General features: G+C 70.1%; 19 protein-coding genes. All 19 read right to left on the bottom strand.

Annotation, left to right across the window (positions count from 1 at the left end; genetic code table 11):
• Positions 1-1,593, bottom strand: a complete 1,593-nt coding sequence (gene atpA, locus ACIBA9_RS11890; protein WP_399361977.1) for a F0F1 ATP synthase subunit alpha — start codon at positions 1,591-1,593, stop codon at positions 1-3.
• Positions 1,594-1,733: 140 nt separating this feature from the next.
• Complete coding sequence (locus ACIBA9_RS11885) at positions 1,734-2,549, bottom strand: F0F1 ATP synthase subunit delta (protein ID WP_399361975.1); 816 nt, start codon at positions 2,547-2,549, stop codon at positions 1,734-1,736.
• Positions 2,546-3,091 (bottom strand): F0F1 ATP synthase subunit B, encoded by a 546-nt coding sequence (locus ACIBA9_RS11880; protein ID WP_399361973.1) that lies wholly within the window; start codon positions 3,089-3,091, stop codon positions 2,546-2,548. Before ACIBA9_RS11880 ends, ACIBA9_RS11885 begins: the two co-directional genes overlap by 4 nt.
• Before the next feature lie 41 nt (positions 3,092-3,132).
• Positions 3,133-3,375, bottom strand: a complete 243-nt coding sequence (locus ACIBA9_RS11875; RefSeq protein WP_352224704.1) for a F0F1 ATP synthase subunit C — start codon at positions 3,373-3,375, stop codon at positions 3,133-3,135.
• A 73-nt stretch (positions 3,376-3,448) separates the two neighbouring features.
• Positions 3,449-4,270, bottom strand: coding sequence for a F0F1 ATP synthase subunit A (atpB, locus tag ACIBA9_RS11870; protein ID WP_399361971.1), 822 nt, complete (start codon positions 4,268-4,270; stop codon positions 3,449-3,451).
• Between the two features lie 225 nt (positions 4,271-4,495).
• Positions 4,496-4,939, bottom strand: a complete 444-nt coding sequence (locus ACIBA9_RS11865; RefSeq protein WP_362163093.1) for a hypothetical protein — start codon at positions 4,937-4,939, stop codon at positions 4,496-4,498.
• Between the two features lie 302 nt (positions 4,940-5,241).
• On the bottom strand, positions 5,242-6,588 hold the full coding sequence (locus ACIBA9_RS11860) for an MraY family glycosyltransferase (RefSeq protein WP_399361969.1): 1,347 nt from the start codon (positions 6,586-6,588) through the stop codon (positions 5,242-5,244).
• A 161-nt stretch (positions 6,589-6,749) separates the two neighbouring features.
• A complete protein-coding gene (glyA, locus tag ACIBA9_RS11855; protein ID WP_399361967.1) occupies positions 6,750-7,988 on the bottom strand; it encodes a serine hydroxymethyltransferase in 1,239 nt (412 codons plus the stop codon).
• Positions 7,989-8,084: 96 nt separating this feature from the next.
• Positions 8,085-8,762 (bottom strand): protein-tyrosine-phosphatase, encoded by a 678-nt coding sequence (locus tag ACIBA9_RS11850; RefSeq protein ID WP_399361965.1) that lies wholly within the window; start codon positions 8,760-8,762, stop codon positions 8,085-8,087.
• Positions 8,759-9,406, bottom strand: a complete 648-nt coding sequence (locus tag ACIBA9_RS11845) for an L-threonylcarbamoyladenylate synthase (protein WP_362163101.1) — start codon at positions 9,404-9,406, stop codon at positions 8,759-8,761. Before ACIBA9_RS11845 ends, ACIBA9_RS11850 begins: the two co-directional genes overlap by 4 nt.
• A gap of 52 nt (positions 9,407-9,458) precedes the next feature.
• Positions 9,459-10,304, bottom strand: a complete 846-nt coding sequence (gene prmC, locus ACIBA9_RS11840) for a peptide chain release factor N(5)-glutamine methyltransferase (RefSeq protein WP_362163103.1) — start codon at positions 10,302-10,304, stop codon at positions 9,459-9,461.
• Between the two features lie 39 nt (positions 10,305-10,343).
• Positions 10,344-11,420, bottom strand: coding sequence for a peptide chain release factor 1 (gene prfA, locus ACIBA9_RS11835; RefSeq protein WP_362163105.1), 1,077 nt, complete (start codon positions 11,418-11,420; stop codon positions 10,344-10,346).
• Positions 11,421-11,525: 105 nt separating this feature from the next.
• Positions 11,526-11,750: a 50S ribosomal protein L31 gene (gene rpmE, locus ACIBA9_RS11830; RefSeq protein WP_018571447.1), complete on the bottom strand. Its 225-nt coding sequence runs from the start codon at positions 11,748-11,750 to the stop codon at positions 11,526-11,528.
• 149 nt (positions 11,751-11,899) lie between these two features.
• A complete protein-coding gene (locus tag ACIBA9_RS11825; RefSeq protein WP_399361962.1) occupies positions 11,900-13,036 on the bottom strand; it encodes an LCP family protein in 1,137 nt (378 codons plus the stop codon).
• Positions 13,037-13,389: 353 nt separating this feature from the next.
• Positions 13,390-15,456 carry a transcription termination factor Rho gene (rho, locus tag ACIBA9_RS11820; protein ID WP_399361960.1) on the bottom strand — a complete coding sequence of 689 codons (2,067 nt, stop codon included), beginning with the start codon at positions 15,454-15,456 and terminating at the stop codon, positions 13,390-13,392.
• A 405-nt stretch (positions 15,457-15,861) separates the two neighbouring features.
• The gene (thrB, locus tag ACIBA9_RS11815) at positions 15,862-16,779 is read right to left on the bottom strand and encodes a homoserine kinase (protein ID WP_399362128.1); all 918 of its coding nucleotides are present in this window, start codon (positions 16,777-16,779) and stop codon (positions 15,862-15,864) included.
• Positions 16,780-17,161: 382 nt separating this feature from the next.
• Complete coding sequence (gene thrC, locus ACIBA9_RS11810; RefSeq protein ID WP_399361958.1) at positions 17,162-18,220, bottom strand: threonine synthase; 1,059 nt, start codon at positions 18,218-18,220, stop codon at positions 17,162-17,164.
• Between the two features lie 6 nt (positions 18,221-18,226).
• On the bottom strand, positions 18,227-19,519 hold the full coding sequence (locus ACIBA9_RS11805; RefSeq protein ID WP_399362126.1) for a homoserine dehydrogenase: 1,293 nt from the start codon (positions 19,517-19,519) through the stop codon (positions 18,227-18,229).
• A 402-nt stretch (positions 19,520-19,921) separates the two neighbouring features.
• Complete coding sequence (gene lysA, locus ACIBA9_RS11800; RefSeq protein ID WP_362163113.1) at positions 19,922-21,313, bottom strand: diaminopimelate decarboxylase; 1,392 nt, start codon at positions 21,311-21,313, stop codon at positions 19,922-19,924.
• Between the last annotated feature and the right edge of the window lie 38 nt (positions 21,314-21,351).

Raw genomic sequence — 21,351 nt, 5'->3', positions numbered from 1 at the left:
TCACTTGGAAGCGGCGGCAGGAGTGTCCTCGCCGAGCAGCTTCCCGTCCGAGGTCTCGAACTGCTTCTTGAACTCCGCGATCGCGTCGTCGATGGCCTGGATCGTGTCGTCCGACATCTTGGCGCCCTCCCGGATGGAGGTGAGCAGGCCCTGGTACTTCCGGTGCAGGAAGTCCAGCAGCTCCCGCTCGAAGCGGCGGATGTCGGCGACCGGGACGTCGTCCATACGGCCGTTGGTGCCGGCCCAGACGGAGACGACCTGGTCCTCGGTGGCCATCGGCTGGTACTGGTCCTGCTTCAGCAGCTCGACCATGCGCTGACCGCGCTCCAGCTGCGACTTCGACGCGGCGTCCAGGTCGGAACCGAAGGCGGCGAACGCCTCCAGCTCACGGAACTGGGCGAGGTCGACACGCAGACGGCCGGAGACCTGGCGCATCGCCTTGTGCTGCGCGGAACCACCGACTCGGGAGACGGAGATACCGACGTTCAGCGCGGGGCGCTGACCGGCGTTGAACAGGTCCGACTCCAGGAAGCACTGGCCGTCGGTGATGGAGATGACGTTGGTCGGGATGAACGCCGAGACGTCATTGGCCTTGGTCTCGACGATCGGCAGACCGGTCATCGAACCGGCACCCATGTCGTCGGAGAGCTTGGCGCAGCGCTCCAGCAGGCGGGAGTGCAGGTAGAAGACGTCACCCGGGTAGGCCTCACGGCCCGGCGGGCGGCGCAGCAGCAGCGACACGGCACGGTAGGCGTCGGCCTGCTTCGACAGGTCGTCGAAGATGATGAGGACGTGCTTGCCCTCGTACATCCACTGCTGACCGATGGCCGAACCGGTGTACGGCGCGAGGTACTTGAAGCCGGCCGGGTCGGACGCCGGGGCGGCGACGATGGTCGTGTACTCCAGGGCGCCGTTCTCCTCCAGCGCGCGGCGCACGCCGGCGATGGTGGAGCCCTTCTGGCCGATGGCGACGTAGATGCAGCGGACCTGCTTCTTCGGGTCGCCGGTGCGCCAGTTGTCGCGCTGGTTGATGATCGTGTCGACGGCCAGGGCGGTCTTGCCGGTCTGGCGGTCACCGATGATCAGCTGACGCTGACCACGGCCGATCGGGGTCATCGCGTCGACGGCCTTGTAGCCCGTCTCCATCGGCTCGTGCACCGACTTGCGCTGCATGACCGTGGGGGCCTGCAGCTCGAGGGCGCGGCGGCCGGACGTCTCGATCTCGCCGAGGCCGTCGATCGGCTGGCCGAGCGGGTCGACGACGCGGCCGAGGTAGCCCTCGCCTACCGCGACGGAGAGGACCTCACCGGTGCGCGTGACCGGCTGACCCTCCTCGATACCGCTGAACTCACCGAGGACGACGGCACCGATCTCGCGCTCTTCCAGGTTCAACGCGAGACCGAGGGTGCCGTCCTCGAACTTCAGCAGCTCGTTCGCCATGGCCGAGGGCAGACCCTCGATCTTGGCGATACCGTCGCCGGCGACGGTGACCGTACCGACCTCCTCGCGCGAGGCCGCGTCCGGCTTGTACGACTGGACGAAGTTCTCCAGTGCGTCCCGGATCTCCTCCGGCCGGATCGTGAGCTCCGCCATCTGGGTTCCCTGCTCTCCTTGTTGGGCCCGAAGTTTCACTTTGGGGGGATGGGGACTCCCCCCTGAAAGAGGTGAATCCTCTGCACGGCCCAACATGGGCCGTAAGTACGTACTGCTTCTTGTCGAGTGCTCGAGTTCCGCTAGCTCGCCATGCGGCGGGCCGCGTCCTCCAGCCGGTCCGCGAGGGAACCGTTGATGACCTCGTCACCGACCTGCACCCGGACTCCGCCGACGACCTCGGGGTCGACGTCGAGGTTGAGGTGGATCCGGCGACCGTAGAGCTTGGTCAGGGCCGCGCCGAGGCGCTGCTTCTGTCCGTCGCTCAGCGGCACCGCCGAGGTGACGACGGCGACCACGCGGTCCCGGCGCTCCGCGGCGAGCTTGGAGAGGGACTCCAGTCCCGCTTCCAGGCTACGACCACGCGGCGCGGTCACCAGGCGCGTCACCAGACGCTCCGTGGCCGGCTTGGCCCGTCCGCCGAGCAGCCGGTGCAGCAGCTCGGACTTGGCCTGCGCGCCGGCGGCACGGTCGGTCAGCGCGGCGCGCAGCTCGGTGCTGGAGGTGACGATCCGGCCGAACCGGAACAGCTCGTCCTCGACGTCGTCGAGCGTGCCCGTCTTCTCCGCGGCCGTGAGGTCGGCGATGTTCGCCAGTTCCTCCAGCGCGTCCACCAGGTCGCGGGACTGCGACCAGCGGGACCGTGCCAGCCCGGACACCAGGTCGGCGGTCGCGCCGCTGACCTGGCCACCGATCAGACGCTGGACCAGCTGCGCCTTCGCCTCCCCGGCCTGGGCCGGGTCGGTGAGGACCCGGCGCAGGCCGGCCTCGCGGTCGAGCAGCGCGGCGACGGCCGCCAGCTCGTCGGCGAGCTGCGCGGCGTCCACGGACGTGGAGTCCGTCAGCGCGTCGAGGCGCTCACGTGCGGCTGCCAGTGCCTCGCGGCTCGCTCCGTTCATCGCGTGGCCTCGGCCTTCTCCTCGAGCTCGCCGAGGAAGCGGTCGATCACACGGCTCTGCCGGGCGTGGTCCTCGAGGGACTCACCGACGAGCTTGCCGGCCAGTTCGGTGGCGAGCTTGCCCACGTCCTGACGCAGCGCCGTCGCGGCGGCCTTGCGGTCGGCCTCGATCTGCGCGTGGCCGGCGGTGATGATCTCCTCGCGCTGACGCTGGCCCTCGGCCCGCATCTCCGCGATGAGCGCGGCACCCTGCTCCTGCGCCTCCTGGCGCAGGCGCGCGGCCTCGTGCCGGGCCTCGGCGAGCTGGGCCTTGTACTGCTCAAGGACGCTCTGGGCCTCGGTCTGCGCGGCCTCGGCCTTTTCGATACCGCCCTCGATGGCCTCGCGACGCTCTTCCAGAACCTTGTTGATGTTCGGGAGGAGCTTCTTGGCGAGGAAGCCGAAGACGATGACGAAGGCGAGCAGGCCGATGACAAGCTCGGGGATCGGCGGGATGAGGGGGTTTTCCCCGCTCTCGGCCGCCGTGATGAGCAGCTGGCTCATGTCAGTGCCTTTCGTCTAGGGGGCTTTCGCTGATCGGTGGATCAGGTGCCGTAGACGAACGGCATGACCAGACCGATCAGGGCGAGCGCCTCACAGAAGGCGAAACCAAGGATCTGGTTGGCGCGGATCAGACCGGCAGCCTCGGGCTGGCGGGCCAGGGCCTGGGTGCCGTTACCGAAGATGATGCCGACGCCGACGCCGGGGCCGATGGCCGCGAGGCCGTAGCCGATGGAACCGAGGGAGCCGTGGACGCCGGCGGCAGCAAGGGTCTGCAGAGCGGACATGCCGATTCTTCCTTCTTCTTTACGGACCGGTGGGGGTTGGCCACCGGACGATCAGGGGTGGGTGGGGCGGCACTCAGTGGTGCTCGGCGAGGGCGCCCTGAATGTAGGTGCACGTCAGGAGGACGAAGACGTACGCCTGCAGTGCCTGGATGAAGAGCTCGAAGGCCGTCATCACGATGGTCATGATGAAGCTGACGCCGGCGTAGGCGATGCCGATGCCGTTCAGCAGGTACCAGCTGGCGATCGTGAAGAGCAGCAGCAGGGTGTGGCCCGCGAACATGTTCGCGAACAGTCGCACCGCGTGGGTGAAGGGCCGCACCAGCAGGTTCGAGAAGAACTCGATGGTCATGGCGAGCGGCAGTACCGCGCCGAGCGACTTGTCGTAGCCGGTGACGTTCTTGAAGAAGCCGACGAAACCGTGGCGCTTGAACGTCAGCGAGATCCACAGGACGTACACGATCAGCGCGAGGACGAGCGGGTACGAGATGATCGACGTCACCGGGAACTGGGCGACCGGAATGACCGACCAGAGGTTCATCATCCAGATGAAGAAGAACAGCGAGACGACCAGCGGGACGTACTTCTCGCCTTCCTTCTTGCCGATGGTCTCGTAGACGACTCCCCGACGGATGAAGTCGTAGCCGGACTCGGCGACCATCTGCAGCTTGCCCGGGACGACCTTCGGCTTACGGAAGGCGGCCCAGAAGAAGGCGACGATGATGATCGAGCCCAGCAGCGCCAGCAGCATGGTCTTGTTGAAGTACACGTTGCTGTCGCCGTCGCCCCACAGGGGCTTGAACAGGAACGAGTGCAGGCCGGGAGCCGGGAAGCCACAGCCGTTGAAGATGTGGCAGTCGGTCTCGAAGGCGAGCACCTGCGTCGGGTCAGCACTCACCGCGGGCTCCTTCAGCGTGGCGCATAGGTACGGCAACCTCGTTGTGTCGGCGCGGCGCACGGCCGCGGTTCGGCACGGGACTGGTGTTACGGATGTGGGGGCGGCTGTGGGGCATCTCGCCTCGCGATGGAACAGGCGTCAGCTCGGATGCCCGCGCCCGCGATGCCGCAGTTGGCACCGGACGATAGCAGGGTCTCTCATGTGTCTTTATCCCGGCCCTACCGCTCACGACGAGTGCCCCGACTTGTGGGACTTTTCGGCGGTGGAAGAGGTCGGTTCGGGTTCGACGTAGAGAATCTTCGACTTCATGTGCGCTCGTGTCTGCGCGGCGATCCAGGTGAGGGTGCCGGCGAGGAGCGTGAACGCGAAAGCCTTGGGGTGGAACAACGTCGTGTGCTTGAACGCGGCCATGAACACGAAGAGCAGCAGGATCTGCGCCGCGTAGAGCAGCAGACCCATGGCCTGGAAAAGATGCGGAAGCGATTTGGCGGTGCGCTGCAGCACGTAGAGACCGAGCCCCATGAACAAGATCACGATCACCGTCGCGACGACGGCCCCGATCGCCCCCTTGCCACCCGCGACCACACCGCTGACGACGGCTGCGATCGCGCCGACGGCAGCCGTGGGCACGGCGGCCTGGGTCAGGATCCGGACGTCATTGGACGGCATGGCGGCAACTCCGCTTTCACAGGGGGGCAGGTGTCGTCATGGACGAGCGTAGTCCCGGGCCGAGGCGGTCGAGACCTCACACCGATGGACCGTCGCACTGGGTCCTTCGGCTCTCTCCGGGGTTCTCGTGAACCGTATCACAAACTATTTGATGAGGTCTTTACCTGCTTGGTGTGCTTGCTGTCACACATGAGAGTGACTGTGCACGTCTGCGCAAAAACCGGGCCCACTTGTCTGGTATTAGGGGGCTTTGCTCCCCCACGAGATGGCAATGCTCTAGTCAGATTCTTACCTTGACCGTCTCAGCGGCGGTCGAGGAAACGCGAACGGGGGCCGATCGCCGTCGCCCCGTTGACGCCCGAGACACCGGCGACCACGGGGGCCCGCTCCCCGCTCTCCCCGGCCTCGGCCTCGGCCGGCTCGGCCACCCCGTCGCCCTCGTCGGGCGCGACGCCGTCCGCCGCGATCTCCTCCTCGGCGAGACGCCGCCTCCTGCGGTAGCGCGGCGGCACGAACCGCTGCGCCCACACCGGCACCCGCGGGGTGAAGCGCGGGAGCAGCAGCAGGACCAGGCCGATCGCGCTGAGGAAGACCACACCCAGCACGATCCACATCGACGCGGAGTTGACCGAGTACGCCAGCGCCCCGAAGCCGATCAGCGCCGACCAGAAGTACATGATCAGCACCGCCCGGCTGTGCGAGTGGCCGATCTCCAGCAGACGGTGGTGCAGGTGCCCGCGGTCCGCCGCGAACGGGGACTGGCCGCGCCAGGTACGCCGGACGATCGCCAGCACCAGGTCGGCGGCCGGCACGGCGATGATCGTGAGCGGCATCAGCAGCGGGATGTAGACGGGCACCATCTGGTGCACGGTGCTGCGCTCGGACGTGTCGAACAACTGGTCCGGGTCGACCTGTCCGGTGACGGAGATCGCGCCGGCGGCCAGCACCAGCCCGATCAGCATCGAGCCCGAGTCGCCCATGAAGATCCGCGCGGGGTGCATGTTGTGCGGCAGGAAGCCCAGGCACATGCCCATCAGGATCGCCGCGAACAGCGTCGCCGGGGCCGCCGCCTCGATGCCGTAGGAGTACCAGATCCGGTACGAGTACAGGAAGAACGCCGCCGCCGCGATGCACACCATGCCCGCCGCGAGGCCGTCGAGACCGTCCACGAAGTTCACGGCGTTGATCGTGATGACGACCAGGGCGACCGTGAGCAGTGTGCCCTGCCACTGGGTCAGCGCCACGTTGCCGACGCCGGGGATGGGCAGCCACAGGATCGTCAGACCCTGCATGACCATCACACCGGCGGCGATCATCTGGCCGCCCAGCTTGATCAGCGCGTCGATCTCGAACTTGTCGTCGAGGACCCCGATCAGCCAGATCAGCGCGGCCCCCGAGAGCAGGGCGCGCGGCTCGTTCGACTTCTCGAAGACCTCGTTCAGGTTGGCCAGGTGATCGGCGACCAGCAGACCCGCGCACAGCCCGAAGAACATGGCGATACCGCCGAGCCGCGGAGTGGGTTCCCGGTGCACGTCACGGGCCCTGATCTCCGGCATCGCCCCGGCCACGATCGCGAACTTCCGTACCGGCCCCGTCAGCAGGTACGTCACCGCGGCCGTGATGCAGAGCGTCAGCAGGTATTCACGCACGGGCTTCCCCACAGGTCTCGCTGGCCATCACAGCCCCACACCCTAGCGAGGGACGCATATGGATGAGGACTTCCGGGTAGCGACGATGGTTGCACGTGAGGCTGTACGCCTCGGTTCCGGGCCGGGCACACCAGGGTCTACGGCACCGCGCCCCGCCGCGTTCAGCCGGGGTAGGGGGGAAATCTACCGGTGAGCTCGCGCACCTCCTCCCGCGCCCCCGCCGGTTCCGTCCCGCCGCGCAGCACGGAGGCGAGCAGCGCGGCGATCCGCACCATCTCAGGCTCCCCCATGCCCTGGGTGGTCACGGCGGCCGTACCCAGCCGCAGGCCGCGGCCGTCGCCGTGCGGCAGCGCGCACGTGTCCAGCACCAGACCGGCGGCGAGCAGCCGGCCGCGGGCGGTGCGGCCGTCCACGCCCAGCGGAGCCGGGTCGGCGGTGATCAGATGCGTGTCGGTGCCACCGGTGATGACGGCGAGCCCCTCCGCGGCCAGATGACCGGCGAGCACCCGCGCGTTGGCGACGACCTGATGGGCGTACGCCGCGAACGCCGGGGTCGCCGCCTCACCGAACGCGACGGCCTTGGCGGCGATGGTGTGCATCTGCGCACCCCCCTGGGTGAACGGGAAGACGGCCCGGTCCACCCGCTCGGCCAGCTCGGCCCCGCACAGGATCATCCCGCCGCGCGGACCGCGCAGCACCTTGTGTGTGGTGGCGCACACGATGTCCGCGTACGGCACCGGGCTCGGCGCCGCGCCACCGGCGACCAGGCCCATCGGGTGCGCCGCGTCCGCGATGAGATAGGCCCCGACCTCGTCGGCGACCTCGCGGAAGAACGCGTGGTCGAAGTGGCGGGGGTAGGCGATGGAGCCGAAGACGATGGCCTTGGGCCGGTGGTTGCGGGCCAGATGGCGCACCTGGTCGTGGTCGACGAGCCCGGTCTCGGCGTCGACGCCGTATCCGACGAAGTCGAACCATCGGCCGGAGAAGTTCGCCGGCGAGCCATGGGTGAGGTGGCCGCCGTGGGGCAGGCCGAGCGCGAGGACGGTGTCGCCGGGACGCAGCAGGGCCGCGTAGGCGGCCAGAACGGCCGAAGAGCCCGAGTGGGACTGGACGTTGGCGTGTTCGGCGCCGAACAGCGCCTTGGCGCGCTCGATGGCGAGCCGCTCGGCGACGTCCACCAGCTCACAGCCGCCGTGGTGCCGGGCGCCGGGGTAGCCCTCGGCGTACTTGTTGGCGAGCGGCGAGCCGAGAGCGGTCAGCACGGCGGGCGAGGTGAAGTTCTCCGCGGCGATGAGCTGGAGCGTCGTCGACTGCCGCCGCGCCTCCCCGAGGAGGATCTCGGCCAGCTCCGGGTCCTGCCGCCGCAGGGCCTCGGTCTCGTGGAGGGTGGTGACCGACATGGCGGGCTCCGGGCGGTCGACGGTGACGTATCCCCAATGTAGGCCCGGGGTGCGGGGGACGCGCGGTCTCACACCCGTCCGGATTGCCGGTGTGTCTCAGGTGCGCGCGGGCACCCCGGTCAGCGCCGTCACCACCGGGTCCAGCGCCTGGTGTATCTCGTCGCCGATGGACCGGAAGAACGGCAGCGGGGCACCGTAGGGGTCGAAGACCTCGTCCGCCTCGGCGGTCGGGGCCAGCAGCCATCCGCGCAGCGCGGCCGCGGCACGCACCAGGGCACGGGCCCGCATGACCACGCCCTCCTCCAGCGGCGGCAGCGTGGTCGGGTCTATGGCCCGGACCAGGCGGGTGAACTCCTTCAGGGTGAAGGTGCGCAGGCCCGCCGAGTGGCCCATGGAGATGACCTGGGAGCGGTGGTCGCGGGTGGCGGTCAGCACGAGGTCGGCCGTGATGACGTGGTCGTCCAGCAGCTCCCGGCCGGTGAACCCGGAGGCGTCCGCGCCGAAGTCGGCCAGCACCGTCTCCGCGTTGGCCTCCATGGGGGCGCCCTCGTGGCCCCAGGTGCCCGCGCTCTCCACGATCAGCCCGCCGCCGAGCACGCCGAGCCGCTCCGCCAGGAAATGGCGGGTCAGCCGCTCGGTGATGGGCGAGCGGCACACGTTGCCGGTGCTGACATGGAGGATGCGGAAGGTGTCGCGCGGAAAGCCGAAGGTGGTCGTCTCCTCCGCGGCACGTTCCCCGGTGCCTATGCCACGCCCCGCCTCAGGGGCCGTCAATTCGCCACCTCGAGGTCGGGTACGACCTTGCGCAGCTCCTCCGGGGAGATGGCGCCCTCGCGCAGCAGCAGCGGCACCTCGCGGGAGACGTCCACGATGGAGGACGGCACGTTGCCCGGCGTGGGGCCGCCGTCGAGGTAGACGGAGACGGAGTCGCCGAGCATCCGCTGGGCTGCGTCGCAGTCCTCCGGCGCCGGGTGGCCGGTGAGGTTCGCCGAGGAGACGGCCATGGGGCCGACCTCGGTCAGCAGCTCGATGGCGACCGGGTGCAGCGGCATGCGCACCGCGACCGTGCCCCGGGTGTCGCCGAGGTCCCACTGGAGCGAGGGCTGGTGCCGGGCGACCAGGGTCAGCGCGCCCGGCCAGAACGCGTCGACCAGCTCCCAGGCCATCTCGGAGAAGTCCGTGACGAGCCCGTGCAGGGTGTTCGGGGAGCCGATGAGGACGGGGGTGGGCATGTTGCGGCCCCGGCCCTTGGCGGCGAGCAGGTCGGCGACGGCCTCCGCGGAGAACGCGTCGGCGCCGATGCCGTACACCGTGTCGGTCGGCAGCACCACCAGCTCGCCCCGGCGGACGGCGGACGCGGCTTCACGCAGACCCGTCACGCGGTCGGTCGCGTCGTTGGTGTCGTATCGCCGTGCCATAACTAGCGGGCCTCCTCGTACACGTACTGCGGGATGAGAGTCTCGTGGGTGCTCACGGCAGCGCCTTGCGGGCGGTGGCGAAGCGGGGACGGTTGTTGAGGTCGGGGTGGTCGGCCGCGTCGGCCCAACCCCGCTCCTCTGTGAAGATCCACGGCACCTGTCCGCCCTGGGTGTCGGCGTGCTCGATGACGACGACCCCGCCCGGGCGCAGCAGCCGGTGCGCGGTGCGCTCGATGCCGCGGATCAGGTCGAGTCCGTCCTCGCCGGAGAAGAGCGCCAGCTCCGGGTCGTAGTCGCGGGCCTCGGGCGCCACGTACTCCCACTCGGTGAGCGGGATGTACGGCGGGTTGGAGATCACCAGGTCGACCTGGCCGTCGAGGTCGGGGAACGCGCTCAGCGCGTCGCCCTGGCGCAGGTCGACCCTGGAGCCCGCCACGTTCTTGCGGGTCCACACCAGGGCGTCCTCGGACAGCTCCACGGCGTGCACGCGCGAGCGCGGGACCTCCTGCGCGAGCGCGAGCGCGATGGCGCCGGAGCCGGTGCACAGGTCGACGATGCACGGCTCGACGACGTCCATGGCGCGTACGGCGTCTATGGCCCAGCCGACCACGGACTCGGTCTCGGGCCGGGGCACGAAGACGCCCGGCCCGACCTGGAGCTCCAGATACCGGAAGTAGGCCCGGCCGGTGATGTGCTGCAGCGGCTCGCGCTGCTCACGCCGGGCGATGACCTCCCAGTACCGGGCGTCGAAGTCCGCGTTCTTCACGGAGTGCAGTTCGCCGCGCTTCACCCCGTGCACGAACGCGGCGAGCTCCTCCGCGTCGTTGCGCGGCGAGGGCACGCCGGCGTCGGCCAGCCGCTGGGTGGCCTGGGCCACCTCCGCGAGCAGCAGGTTCACGCAAGTCCTCCGTGTCGTACTCGTGCGTGCGGACGCCTCTTACGCGGCCGCCAGCTTCGCCGCCGAGTCGGCGTCGACGCAGGCCTGGATCATCGCGTCGAGGTCGCCGTCCAGGACCTGGTCCAGGTTGTACGCCTTGAAGCCGACGCGGTGGTCGGAAATGCGGTTCTCCGGGTAGTTGTAGGTGCGGATCTTCTCGGAGCGGTCGACGGTGCGCACCTGGCTGCGGCGGGCGTCCGCCGCCTCCCGCTCGGCCTCCTCCTGCGCGGCCGCGAGCAGCCTGGAGCGCAGGATACGCATGGCCTGCTCCTTGTTCTGCAGCTGGCTCTTCTCGTTCTGGCAGGAGGCCACGACTCCGGTGGGAAGGTGCGTGATGCGCACGGCGGAGTCGGTGGTGTTGACGGACTGGCCGCCCGGGCCGGAGGACCGGTAGACGTCGATCCGCAGGTCGTTGGGGTTGATCTCGACGTCGATCTCCTCGGCCTCCGGGGTCACGAGGACGCCGGCGGCGGAGGTGTGGATGCGGCCCTGGGACTCGGTGGCCGGCACGCGCTGCACGCGGTGCACGCCGCCCTCGTACTTCAGCCGGGCCCACACGCCCTGGCCGGGCTCGGTGGCGCCCTGACCGCCCTTGGTCTTCACGGCGACCTGGACGTCCTTGTAGCCGCCCAGCTCGGACTCGGTGGCGTCGATGATCTCGGTCTTCCAGCCGACGCGCTCGGCGTAGCGCAGGTACATCCGCAGCAGGTCGCCCGCGAACAGCGCCGACTCGTCGCCGCCGGCGCCCGCCTTGATCTCCAGGATGACGTCCTTGTCGTCACTGGGGTCACGCGGGACGAGCAGCAGGCGCAGCTTCTCGGTCAGCTCCTCGCGCTGCTTCTCCAGGTCCTTGACCTCGGCCACGAAGTCGGGGTCGTCGGCGGCGAACTCGCGCGCGGTCTCGATGTCGTCACCGGTCTGCTTCCAGGAGCGGTACGTGGCGACGATCGGGGTCAGCTCGGCGTAACGCTTGTTGAGCTTGCGCGCGTTCGCCTGGTCGGAGTGGACCGAGGGATCGGCGAGCTTCTTCTCCAGATCGGCGTGCTCGGCGACGAGTTCCTCGACGGCCTCGAACATCTTTCGGCTCCTGTACTGCGGTGAAGGGTAGGGCGGCGACCAAAAACGCCGGTCCCCAGCACACCCCCGAAAGGGCATGGCCGTGGACCGGCGAAATCGGGCTCGCTACTTCTTGGAGCCGGCGGCAGCCTTGCCGAAGCGGGCCTCGAAGCGGGCCACACGGCCACCGGTGTCGAGGATCTTCTGCTTGCCCGTGTAGAACGGGTGGCACTCGGAGCACACCTCGGCCCGGATGGTGCCGGAGTCGATGGTGCTGCGGGTGGTGAACGACGCGCCACAGGTGCAGCTGACCTGCGTCTCGACGTACTCGGGGTGGATGTCGCGCTTCAAGGTGTCTCCTAGGTTCCGGGAGGGCGCCGGGTCGCCGCCGCGGGGTGCGGGTGCGTGAACCGGAGCCGACGTACCAGTCTGCCAGGACTGGGGCCATCCACCCAAACCGGGGGTGCGGTTGTTCTATTCCAGCGGGGGCGGACAACCCCTTACGGGGCGTTGACCACGCCCTTGGCCTCGCCGGTCGCGGTTCCCTCGGTGGCCGACCGGGGGATCGGCTTGTCGTTCTTCAGGGCGTTCCACACCAGCTGGGCCTTGGACTTCTCCAACAGGACCCGGTTGGGGTCGGCCGGGTCGTAGCGGACCGGCATCGTGACCATCTTCATGTGCGACGAGCTGATGCCCTTGAGGCCGTTCGCGAAGTCGATCAGGGAGTCGACCGAGCCGAGGTCGGAGTCGGTGGTGACGGACTTGGTCGCGGTGTCGCCGAGGTCGTAGAGCTTCTTGGGGTTCGAGAAGACGCCGACGTGCTTGACCTGGTCCATCAGCGCCTTGACGAACGCCTGCTGGAGCTGGATGCGGCCCAGGTCGGAGCCGTCGCCAACGCCGTGCCGGGTGCGGACCAGGCCGAGCGCCTGCTGTCCGTCGAGGGTGTGGGTGCCGGCCTTGAGGTGCAGATGGCTCTGCGGGTCGGCGATGGCCCTGGTCGTGCTGACCTGGACCCCGCCGAGGTCGTCGACGAGCTTCTGGAAGCCCTCGAAGTCGACCTCCAGGTAGTGGTCCATGCGGATGCCGCTGATCGACTCGACGGTCTTGACCGCGCAGGCCGCGCCTCCGGTGGAGTAGGCCTCGTTGAACATCACGCCGGACGCCGCGGGGTGCGCGGTGCCCTTGGTGTCGGTGCACTGCGGGCGGTCGACGAGCGTGTCCCGCGGGATCGAGACCACGTCGGCCTTCCTGTGGCCCTCGTAGACGTGGACGATCATCGCCGTGTCGGAGCGGGCGCTGCCGTCGTCGGTGCCGCCGCCGAGCTTCCTGTTCTTGCCGGCGCGTGTGTCGGACCCGAGGACCAGGATGTTCTCCGAGCCGTTGTCGATCTTCGTGGGCCGGTCGTTGCCGAGGGCCTGGTCGATGTCGACGCTTTTGAGGTTGCCGTTGAGCTTGAAGTACACGTACCCCGCGCCGACCCCGCCCAGCACGACCACGCCCGCGGCCGTCCAGGCCGTGACCAGCAGGGCCTTGCGGCTCCTGCCCTGGGGCTTGCGGCGGCGGCCCTTGCCACGGCGGCTGGGGCCGGTCTGGGCCGGATCCGGTATGCCGGGCTCCGGCGTGCTGTCGGCGGACACATCGCTCCTAGGTCTCGTCGGTCGATTACCCCCTGCTCTCAGGGTCAGGCGCGGTCGTCACCGCTCCATCGTCGCCCCGTCCGGTCAGACGGAGAAACTCGGGAAAGGGTTGCACGACGCGAAGTCTTCGGACCGTGCGCCCACGGACACGCAGCGTGGCTACCGTGTTTCCTCCGGCCCGCGCTCACCTGCGGTTTTCGTCGCCCCGGCGGACATGCCCGCGCTTCCCGCCGGCCGGCCGGGCTGTGGCAAAGGTCTCGCCATGGGTGCCCCCGCAAACAGCGGACCGCCCCCTGTCACCGAAGGACAGGGGGCGGTCGCGACCGTCTCGACGAGGGTCACCTCAAGGGCGCTCAGTCACCGTTGCCGGGGGTCGGCGTCGTCTTCTGGATCTGCATCAGGAACTCGCCGTTCGACTTCGTCTGCTTCATCTTGTCCAGCAGCAGTTCGATGGCCTGCTGCTGGTCCAGCGCGTGCAGCACCCGGCGCAGCTTCCAGGTGACGGCCAGCTCCTCGTTGCCGAGCAGGATCTCTTCCTTACGGGTACCGGACGCGTCGACGTCCACCGCCGGGAAGATGCGCTTGTCCGCGAGCTTCCGGTCGAGCTTGAGCTCGGCGTTGCCGGTGCCCTTGAACTCCTCGAAGATGACCTCGTCCATGCGGGAGCCCGTGTCCACCAGCGCGGTGGCGAGGATGGTGAGCGAGCCGCCGTCCTCGATGTTGCGGGCCGCACCGAAGAAGCGCTTCGGCGGGTAGAGGGCCGTCGAGTCGACACCACCGGACAGGATGCGGCCGGAGGCCGGGGCGGCCAGGTTGTACGCACGGCCCAGACGCGTGATCGAGTCGAGCAGCACGACGACGTCGTGACCCAGCTCCACCAGGCGCTTGGCGCGCTCGATGGCCAGCTCGGCGACCGTGGTGTGGTCCTCGGCCGGGCGGTCGAAGGTCGAGGAGATGACCTCGCCCTTCACCGACCGCTGCATGTCGGTGACCTCTTCCGGACGCTCGTCGACGAGGACGACCATCAGGTGGCACTCGGGGTTGTTGTGCGTGATCGCGTTGGCGATCGCCTGCATGATCATGGTCTTGCCGGTCTTCGGCGGAGCCACGATCAGACCGCGCTGGCCCTTGCCGATCGGCGCGACGAGGTCGATGATCCGGGTCGTCAGCACGCCCGGGTCGGTCTCCAGGCGGAGGCGGTCCTGCGGGTAGAGCGGGGTCAGCTTGTTGAACTCCGGGCGGCCACGGCCGTGTTCGGGCGCCATGCCGTTGACGGAGTCGAGGCGGACCAGCGCGTTGAACTTCTCGCGGCGCTCGCCCTCCTTGGGCTGGCGGACCGCACCCGTGAGGTGGTCGCCCTTGCGCAGGCCGTTCTTGCGGACCTGGGCGAGGGAGACGTACACGTCGTTCGGGCCGGGCAGGTAGCCGGAGGTCCGGATGAACGCGTAGTTGTCCAGGATGTCCAGGATGCCGGCGACGGGGATCAGGACGTCGTCGTCGGTGACCTGCGGCTCGGCGATCTCGTCGCGGCCACGGCGGCCACGGCGGTCGCGGTAGCGGCCGCGACGGCCCCGGCGGCCGCCGTCGAAGTCGTCGTCGTCCTGCGGGCCGGTGTTGCGGTCCTGCCGGCCACCGCTCTGCTGACCCTGCTGCTGACGGTCCTGCCGCTCCTGCCGGTCCTGGCGGTCGGGGCGGTCCTGCCGGTCGGTGCGGTCCTGGCGGCCGCCCTGGCCCTGCTGCTCGTCACCCTTGTTGCGGCGGTCGCGGTCGCGGCCGCGCTCGCGGCGGTCGCGGCGGCCACGGCCGTCACCGTCACCGGCGTCGCCCTTGGCCTCGCCCTGCTGCTGGGCCTGCGTCTCGGCCTTGGCCTCGCCCTTCGCCTCGGCGGCGACGGTCTCGGTGCCGTTCCCGGCGGGGCTGCCCGCCTCCGCGGTGGCGCGACGACGACGGCGCTCGGTCGGCGCGTCGTCCGTGCCGTTCTCCCGGCTCCGGTCGAGCGGGGCGGTGCCCCCGGCCGGCTGGCCGGGAATCTCGATCTGCTGCTGGGCCACGGCCTTCTCGGCGGCGGCCTCGCTCTTGGCCGCGGCCTTCTTCTCGCCGTCGGCGGCCTCGCCGGTGCGGGCCTTGGAGGTGGCCCGGCGCTTGGGCTTGGTCTCGGTGGCGGCCTCGGCCTTGGGGGCTCCTCCCCCGGCCTGCGCCTCCTTGATGACCTCGATCAGCTGGCTCTTGCGCATCCGCGCCGTGCCCCTGATACCGAGGCCCGAGGCGACCTGCTGCAGCTCGGCCAGCACCATGCCCTCGAGGCCGGTACCGCGGCGCCGCCGGGAGCCGGCACCGGTGGCAGGCGCGGAGGCGTCCGTGGCGGGCGCGGCAGCGGTCTCCTCGACACGTGCGCCCATCAGATCGGTGGTGTCGCTCACGAAGGGTCCTTCCCTGGAGCGGACGTCGGCCTGTCTGGCTCGGCGACCGGTTGTGCTGTCCGGCTACGGTCCTGTCTTCTGCGAACCGTGCCGGGGCGGTGGTCCGCCAAAGCGGCGGAAAGAGATTTGCTGGTGATGGCGCTTCCGCGAGCCGTGACACGCGGTGTCACGTGGCGTGGTAGCACCGATTCCGGAGCGTGCCCGGCGGCCCGCTCAGCGCTCGCATACGACGTACTGCCCAGGTACGGCGCAAGGAACACGGAGTGGCGTGGGAGGCTCCCGGAAGAATGTCTGTCCCGGACGGGGACACGAGGCACCTCGCCATGGTGGGGTCGGGTGCAGACTTGAGGTTAACACTACCGGATCCAACAAACATTCCCCCTCTCCAAATCCGGCAACCGTGTGTCAGGGCGCAAGCGGCAGCACGCTCGCTCCCCGCATGTCCAGGCTCAGCCGGTTGGCGGCCCACTCGGTGCCGGCCAGCGCCTCGACCTTGTCGGCGGTGCCGGCGTCGGCGAGGGCCATGACGGTGGGTCCGGCGCCCGAGATCACGGCCGGGACGCCGTCGGCCCGCAGCCGCTCCACCAGCGCCGCGCTCTCCGGCATGGCGGGGGCGCGGTACTCCTGGTGGAGGCGGTCCTCGGTGGCGGGCAGCAGCAGCTCGGGGCGCCGGGTGAGGGCCTCGACGAGCAGGGCGGCACGGCCCGCGTTGGCGGCGGCGTCGACATGCGGCACGGTGCGCGGGAGCAGCCCGCGCGCGGTCTCGGTCAGGACCGGTTTACCGGGTACGAAAACCACCGGAACGATGGAATCGTGCGGCTCCATCCTGATGGCCCGGGCGGCGCCCGACTCCATCCAGGACAGCGTGAAACCGCCCAGCAGACAGGCCGCCACGTTGTCCGGGTGGCCTTCGATCTCGGTGGCCAGCTCCAGCAGCGCGGCATCGTCCAGCCGGGCCTCTCCGCCTATGGTCACGGCACGCGCGGCCACGATCCCGGCGCAGATGGCGGCCGAGGAGGAGCCCAGACCACGGCCGTGCGGGATGCGGTTGGCGCAGACGATCTCCAGACCGCGGGGCTGTCCGCCCAGCAGGTCGAAGGCGGTGCGCAGGGAACGGACGAGCAGGTGCCGTTCGTCCCGCGGCAGGGTCTCGCCGCCCTCGCCCGCGATGTCGATGTGCAGCCCGGAGTCGGCCACCCGGACGACGACGTCGTCGTAGAGCCCCAGCGCGAGGCCCAGGGCGTCGAAGCCCGGACCGATGTTGGCGCTGGTGGCGGGAGTGCGCACCCGGACGGCGGCGGCGCGGAACGCTGGACCGGCCATCGCTCGTTGACTCTCCTTGAGCTGCGTGACGGTCGAATGACGCTCGATGGACTCGATGGACATGCGACCGATGTTCGGTGGACATCCGATGACGTACGAAGACCCGTCGGGCCGCAAGAACAACGCGGCGCCCTGCCACACGCGGGGGCATATGCGGTAGGCGGGTTACGTACAGCCTATCGAAGGAAGGTTCTGTGGCGACATAGGGCGCACAGGAGGCGCACGATGCGTGTCGTAGGCCCTTCGTGCTCCTGGTCAGCGGGGCCGGACGGCCCCGGGGCTCCCGTGGTCGGGGAGCCCCGGACACCGCCCGGATTCCGAGCGGAGGCGGCCGTCGGCAGGGGTGGCCCCGGCCTCCTGGTCCGGAGGCCGGTGCCGTCCGTCAGGCGAGGCCGAGGCGCTCGGCGGCGGTGGCCGCGTCGACGGGGACGGTGACCGGCTGCGGGGCGCCGGCGACGGCCCAGTCGGGGTCCTTCAGACCGTTGCCGGTGACGGTGCACACGATGCGCTGGCCCGGGTCGACCTTGCCCTGCTCGGCGGCCTTGAGCAGACCGGCCACGGAGGCGGCGGAGGCGGGCTCCACGAAGACACCCTCCTGGGCGGCCAACAGCCGGTAGGCCCGCAGGATCTCACGGTCCGTCACCTCGTCGATGACACCGCCGGACTCGTCCCGCGCGGCCAGCGCGTAGTTCCAGGAGGCCGGATTGCCGATGCGGATGGCGGTGGCGATGGTCGAGGGGTCCTTGACCACCTCGCCGCGCACGATCGGGGCACTGCCGGAGGCCTGGAAGCCCCACATGCGCGGGGTGCCGGCGGCGATGCCGTCCGCGGCGTACTCCGTGTAGCCCTTCCAGTAGGCGGTAATGTTGCCCGCGTTGCCGACCGGGAGGACATGGATGTCGGGCGCGTCGCCGAGCATGTCCACGATCTCGAAGGCGGCCGTCTTCTGGCCCTCGATCCGGACCGGGTTGACGGAATTCACCAGCGCCACGGGGTAGTTCTCGCTCAGTTCCCGGGCGAGCGTGAGGCAGTCGTCGAAGTTGCCGTCGACCTGGAGGATCTTCGCGCCGTGCACGAGGGCCTGGCCCATCTTGCCGAGGGCGATCTTGCCCTGCGGCACGAGCACGGCGGAGACCATGCCGGCGCGTACGGCGTACGCGGCGGCGGAGGCCGAGGTGTTTCCGGTGGAGGCGCAGATGACGGCCTTCGCCCCCTCCTCCTTGGCCTTGGAGATGGCCATGGTCATGCCCCGGTCCTTGAAGGACCCGGTGGGGTTGGCCCCCTCCACCTTCAGGTGGACCTCGCAGCCCGTGCGCTCGGAGAGCACCTGCGCGGGTACGAGGGGCGTGCCGCCCTCGCGGAGCGTCACGACCGGCGTGGTGGCGGATACCGGGAGCCTGTCCCGGTACTCCTCGATGATTCCGCGCCATTGGTGGGTCATTGCTGGTTACTCTCCTTCAACCCGCATGATGCTGGCGACACCCCGCACGGTGTCGAGCTTGCGCAGCGCCTCGACGGTCCCGGACAGGGAGGCGTCGAGGGCCCGGTGGGTGACGACGACGAGGGAGGCCTCGCCGTCCTTGCCCGACTGCCGAACGGTGTCGATCGACACCCCGTGTTCGGCGAACACCGTCGCGACCTGGGCGAGCACACCCGGCTTGTCCGCGACGTCGAGGCTGATGTGGTAGCGGGTGACGACGTCGCCCATCGGGGAGACGGTCAGGTCCGCGTACGCCGACTCGCCGGGCCCGGTCGTGCCGTTCACCCGGTTGCGGCAGACGGCGACCAGGTCGCCGAGCACGGCGGACGCGGTCGGCGAACCGCCGGCGCCGGGGCCGTAGAACATCAGCTGCCCGGCCGCGTCGGACTCCACGAAGACGGCGTTGTACGCGCCGCGCACCGAGGCGAGCGGATGGCTGAGCGGGATCATCGCCGGGTGCACGCGCGCGGTGACCGACCCGCCGTCCTCGGCGCGCTCGCAGATGGCGAGCAGCTTGATGGTGCAGCCCATCTGCGTGGCCGAGCGGAAGTCGGCGGCGGTGACCTCGGTCATGCCCTCGCGGTAGACGTCGTCGAGCCGTACGCGCGTGTGGAAGGCGATCCCGGCGAGGATGGCGGCCTTGGCGGCGGCGTCGAACCCCTCGACGTCGGCGGTCGGGTCGGCCTCCGCGTATCCGAGGGCGGTGGCCTCGTCGAGGGCCTCCTGGTATCCCGCTCCCGTGGAGTCCATCTTGTCGAGGATGAAGTTCGTGGTGCCGTTGACGATGCCGAGCACCCGGTTCACCTTGTCCCCGGCGAGGGACTCGCGCAGCGGCCGGATCAGCGGGATGGCACCGGCGACGGCGGCCTCGTAGTAGAGGTCGCGGCCGTGCTCCCCGGCGGCGGCGTGCAGCGCGGCCCCGTCCTGGGCGAGCAGCGCCTTGTTGGCGGAGACGACGGAGGCGCCGTGCGCGAAGGCGGTGGTGATCAGCGACCTGGCGGGCTCGATCCCGCCGATGACCTCGACGACCACGTCGATGTCGCCGCGTTTGACCAGGGCGGTGGCGTCGGTGGTGACGAGTGCGGGATCGATGCCCTCGCGCACCTTGCCCGGACGCCGCACGGCCACGCCGGCGAGTTCGAGCGGGGCGCCGATCCGGGCGGCGAGGTCGTCGGCGTGCGTCGTCATGATGCGCGCCACCTCTGAGCCGACCACTCCACAGCCCAGCAGCGCCACCTTCAGCGGACGCGTACGCATCATCCGACCTCGTTTCCTCATACCGGTTACGGTTGGACCAGTCTCACTCACCGGACGGGAGTTTCTACCCTTCGTCCGGATCGTGAGACATCTATTTCATTTGTGGTGGGGTGGCCGACCGAAGATCTTCCACCTGCGGCTTTCGGCGACCGATCGGGTGACCGAAAGACAGGACACGCAGCGGCCGCGGGGCTTCGCATCACCGCCACCGGGACGACCGCGGAGCCGGATCACCGCCGCCGGGGCGGCCGTAGGGCCCGGACCACCGCCGCCGGGGCGACCGCAGGGCCCGGACCACCGCCGCGGGGGCGACCGCAGGGCCCGGATCACCGCCGCGGGGGCGACCGCAGGGCCCGGACCACCGCCGCGGGGGCGGCTGTAGGGCGCCGACCGCGGGGCTTCGTCTCACCCGACATCGAGACGCAGGAGGTCCTCCTCCGTCTCGCGCCGGACGACGACCCGCGCCTCCCCGTCCCGCACGGCGACGACGGGCGGCCTGAGCACATGGTTGTAGTTGCTGGCCATGGACCGGCAGTACGCGCCGGTCGCCGGTACGGCGACGAGGTCACCGGGTGCCAGGTCGGCGGGCAGGAACGCGTCCTTGACCACGATGTCCCCGCTCTCGCAGTGCTTGCCGACGACGCGCGCGAGCATGGGCTCGGCGTCGGAGGCCCGGGAGACGAGGGCGACGCTGTACTCGGCGTCGTACAGCGCGGTGCGGATGTTGTCGGACATGCCACCGTCGACGGAGACGTAGGTGCGCAGCCCCTCCAGCGGCTTGACGGTGCCGACCTCGTACAGGGTGAAGGCGGTCGGCCCGACGATGGCGCGCCCGGGCTCGACGGAGATGCGGGGCGTGCTCAGCCGGGCGGCCTCGCACTCCCGGCCGACGATCTCGGTGAGCGCCTTGGCGATCTCGTGCGGCTCACGCGGGTCGTCGTCGCTCGTGTAGGCGATGCCGAGGCCGCCCCCGAGGTCGATCTCGGGCAGTTCCACCCCGTGCTCGTCCCGGATGTCCTTCAGCAGCCCGACCACGCGGTGGGCGGCCACCTCGAAACCGGACATGTCGAAGATCTGCGACCCGATGTGGCTGTGGATGCCGATCAGCTCCAGCCCGTCGAGCCCCAGGGCGCGCCGCACGGCCTCGGCGGCCTGTCCGCCGGCGAGCGGGATCCCGAACTTCTGGTCCTCGTGCGCGGTGGCGATGAACTCGTGCGTGTGCGCCTCGACGCCGACGGTGATCCGGATCTGGACCTTCTGCCGCTTGCCGAGGGACTGCGCGATGTGGGCGACCCGCACGATCTCCTGGAAGGAGTCGAGGACGATCCGCCCGACCCCGGCGCCGACGGCCCGCTCGATCTCCTCGGCGGACTTGTTGTTGCCGTGGAAGGCGATCCGCTCGGCGGGCATCCCGGCGGACAGCGCGGTGGCCAGTTCGCCGCCGGAGCATACGTCCAGGTTCAGACCCTCCTCGTCCAGCCACCGTACGACGGCGCGCGAGAGGAACGCCTTGCCGGCGTAGAACACGTCGGCGTCGGCGCCGAAGGCGGTGCGCCAGGCGCGCGCCCGGGCCCGGAAGTCGCTCTCGTCGAGGATGTACGCGGGGGTGCCGAACTCCTCGGCGAGCCGGGTGACCTCGATCCCGCCGACGGTGACGACGCCGTCGGCGTTCCGCGTCACCGTCTGGGCCCACACCTTGCGGTCGAGGGCGTTGAGGTCCGTGGGCGGCGCGGAGTAGTGCCCCTCGGTCAGGACGTCGGCGTGACGGGGCCCGGCGGGGTGCGCGGAACGGCTCATGACGTGACTCTCAGACTCTCTGTGTCTCTCCGGGGCGC

This window comes from Streptomyces sp. NPDC051452, assembly GCF_044454765.1.
Classification (GTDB): domain Bacteria; phylum Actinomycetota; class Actinomycetes; order Streptomycetales; family Streptomycetaceae; genus Streptomyces.
The sequence above is the reverse complement of the archived record's forward strand: the minus strand, read 5'-3'. Positions and strand labels throughout refer to the sequence as shown.